Source organism: Streptomyces sp. NPDC048473, assembly GCF_043200155.1.
Classification (GTDB): Bacteria; Actinomycetota; Actinomycetes; order Streptomycetales; family Streptomycetaceae; genus Streptomyces.
In genome coordinates, this window is the sequence record NZ_JBICXE010000147.1 from 1 (window position 1) to 3,077 (window position 3,077).

The following is a 3,077-nucleotide window of genomic DNA, read 5'->3' on the forward strand; positions in this document are numbered from 1 at the left end:
GGCGACCGCCCCCAGCTCAAGCTCCCGCGGCCGCGCGCACAGCTTCTCGTAGCGGCCTACGGCAACACCTGCTCGGCCGCCATCTCCTACGCGACGTCAGGTCGTGTCATCAGTGGCGACCTCACGTGCAATTCCAGGCTGGGGCCGGTCAGGGGCACGGTGCTCCATGTCGCCGCTGCGGTCCTCGCCTCGGCGTCGACGACCAGTTGAACGCGGTGCGGGGTGGTGACGACGTAGAGATCGGCGACGAATGTGCTGCCCTGCCAGGCACCGGCCGCGACGACAGGCCGGCCGAGCGGGGAGCTTTCCCGCCAGTCGCCATGGCCGACCTCAACGTCGAGGAGCGACTCGAACCGTACGAGCCATCCGCCGTCGATGGGATCGATGATCACCGTCGTTCCGTCGGGCAGGGCCGAGCCCTCAGCGGAGGCGTCGAGTGTCGCGCTGGCCGAACGCCCCGGGTCGGCGGAACCCGGCACCGGCGACAATGACAGTTGCTGCAGCCGATCGGCGAGGATCTCGTCGTCCTGGGCGCTTCCCGTATGGTCCACGCCGGGCAGCAGGCACTCCCATACGGCGTCGAGCACCTCCTGGGACTCCCCTTGGGCGGTCACGGCGACCACGAGATCGTGCGAGGTGACCACTACACACTGCTGTCCGAAGGAGCCATGACCGTGGTACCCGTGACGCGACATCCAGAACTGATAGCCGTAGCCGTAAGAGAAGTCCGCCTGGTCCGATCCGTCCAGGATCCACTCGCTGTCGATGTGCCGACTGGTCGCCAGCTCCACCCAACCGCGTGGGACGAGTTGTTGGTCGCCCCACATGCCTCCGCGCCGCAGCAGTTCGCCGAAGGCGGCGACGCCCTCGGTCGTCAAGTGCAGTCCGTGGAATCCGAAGGCGGCGCCACTGGCCACCCGGTCCCACTCGGCGTGGTCGATGCCCATCGGCGTAAACAGGCGCACGTCGAGGAACTCCGGAAGACCGCGGCCCGTGACCCTCTCCACCATCCGGGCCAGGATGTAGGTGGTTGAGTTGTCGTAGGTGTGCCGCGTTCCCTCGGCCGCGGCGAACGGCAGGCTCAGGAAGCCCTTCACCAAGTCGTCGGGTTCCCGCTCCCACGCCTCGGCGAGGCTGTCGGTGGGGTGCCCGGACGTCATGGACAGCAGGTGGTGAACGGTGATGCGGCGCCCCTGCTCCGAGACGTCGGCCGGGACGCGGTCGGGCAGCACGTCCACCACACGGTCGTCCAGCGAGAGCAGCCCGTCGCCGATCGCGAGCCCCACGGCGATCGACGTGAACGACTTGGTCAGCGAGTAGAGAAGATGCGGGCGTTCGGCCGAGTACGGCGCCCACCAGCCTTCGGCGACGACGTGACCGTGGTGCACGACCATGATGGAGTGACACTCGACGGATCGTGCTTCGAGCCGGTCCAGCAGCGCGGCGATCGAACGGGACGAGATTCCCGAGGCAGCCGGTGCTGAACGTGGAAGCAGGGTGCGTTGAGAAGACATTGTGACTCCCTGACAGATGCACGCGGATCTGGTTCGACGTTGAGTCGGAGGTGGATCGAGGACAGCAATGTGCATGAAGCAGGGGCTGTCAGCCTGGGTATGTTACGAGCAGGTCGAATCGCGGGTCCATGGGGTTTTTCTTCATGGGTCAATGGCGGTGTCGGACAGCTCTGCGCACGAGGGGGCGTGGGGCAGGTGCGGGCTTGTGGGCGCCGCCGTTGATCTGGCCGGCAAGCAGCAACACCAGCCGGCCTGGCGTGAGTAGTCGTTGGGGTGCTCGCGCAGCTCGTCACAGTGATCGTGATGGGAAGATCATCCGTCGCTCTGCGCCGGTTCGTTTTCCTGGATCTCCTGCACGCTGCGCATTCGTCCCCTGCGAGCAGGGCTGTGACGGCGGGCTTGCGAAAGAGGGGACATGGTCCAGAACCTGATGGTGTGGGTGCTGGAGCGCCGCGTCGTGCTGAGTGAACACGCCGAGCGGCTGCGCAAGCAGTTGGCCGACGTGGAGACCGAGGTGGCCCGGCTGGATATGGCCGAGATCGTCTACCGGCAGTATCAGGAGGATGCCGATGCGGGGCATCCCGATGCCGCGGCCTGGGAGCAAGTCCTGGAGGAGGCCACTGGCGGTGCCCCGGCCGTGCTCTCGCAGAGTGCCGGTACCACGCCGGGCGCCGCGAGCCAGCTGCTGTTCGGCCCGCTCGGCCCCGAGAGCCGGATCGAGGACCTGCCCACCGACTACCGGGCGATCATGGAGGGCGTCGTGTGCGGCGGCGGCCCGTTGCAGGCCAAGGACGTGACCCGCGAGCTGGGGCTGGATCTGCTGCCGACGAAGGTGGAGCCGGTGCGCGGGAAGCTGCGCAGGCTGGCGAGCGTGGCTGGATCACCCGCACGCCCGCCGGGCGCTACCTGCCCCGGTAGCCCGTGGCCTGTTCCGCGCAAAGGCTGATTCCGGCCGTAACGTGCTTGCTTCCGGCGAGAGTTGGGCAACGCGTGAAGAAGAACGCCAGCCCCGCCGGGGGCGACATAAGCCTTGTCTACTCCGTCCGCCTGCCGCTGTCGAGCGCCACCGTCAACCATGTGGCCTCGTTGATCCGCGCCCACCGCAAGAAGATCCGCTCGCGGTGGCGCACCCTGAACGACGGGCGGATCGCCGTGATCGTGCTCGCCCACCTGCGCAACGACGAGCGGCTGGCCGACCTGGCCGGCGGCACGGGCGTGTCGGCCTCCACGGTGCGGCGCTGGGTGCTGGAAGGGATCGACCTGCCGGCCGCCCGCTCCCCGCGCCTGGACCGCGCGCTGGCGAAAGTGGCCAAGGACAGCGGGTGCGTGGTGCTGCTGGACGGCACGCTGATCCGCACCCGGCGACGGACCGGTCGGGCGAACCGGAAGAACTACTCGGGCAAGCACAAGGCGCACGGCCTGCTCTTCCTCGCCCTGACCGATGCGAAGGGGCGGCTGCTGTGGATCTCCTCGGCCCGCCGCGGCGCGTGCAGCGAGATCACAGCAGCCCGCTACGAGAAGCTGTGCGCGCGGCTGCGCGAGTTTGAGCTGGGGGCGGTCGCT

Annotated in this window: 3 protein-coding genes; 2 read left to right on the forward strand and 1 reads right to left on the reverse strand. The window is 68.4% G+C overall.

Annotated elements, in window-relative coordinates; all coding sequences use genetic code 11:
• Window positions 1-86 precede the first annotated feature (86 nt).
• Complete coding sequence (locus ACGFU7_RS47745; protein WP_393705059.1) at window positions 87-1,514, reverse strand: serine hydrolase domain-containing protein; 1,428 nt, start codon at window positions 1,512-1,514, stop codon at window positions 87-89.
• A 415-nt stretch (window positions 1,515-1,929) separates the two neighbouring features.
• On the opposite strand from ACGFU7_RS47745, the gene ACGFU7_RS47750 reads away from it, so the two are divergent.
• Both ACGFU7_RS47750 and ACGFU7_RS47755 read left to right on the forward strand, forming a co-directional pair.
• Window positions 1,930-2,460 carry a hypothetical protein gene (locus ACGFU7_RS47750; protein WP_393705061.1) on the forward strand — a complete coding sequence of 177 codons (531 nt, stop codon included), beginning with the start codon at window positions 1,930-1,932 and terminating at the stop codon, window positions 2,458-2,460.
• Window positions 2,461-2,504: 44 nt separating this feature from the next.
• Window positions 2,505-3,077, forward strand: a 573-nt coding sequence (locus tag ACGFU7_RS47755) for a transposase family protein (protein ID WP_393705063.1), incomplete at its 3' end; no start/stop codon positions are given.

What these genes read in the sequence shown, in the direction of transcription:
- ACGFU7_RS47745 (WP_393705059.1), bottom strand. Translation starts at nt 1,514, where the DNA reads ATGTCTTCTCAACGCACCCTGCTTCCACGTTCAGCACCGGCTGCCTCG.
- ACGFU7_RS47750 (WP_393705061.1), top strand. Translation starts at nt 1,930, where the DNA reads ATGGTCCAGAACCTGATGGTGTGGGTGCTGGAGCGCCGCGTCGTGCTG.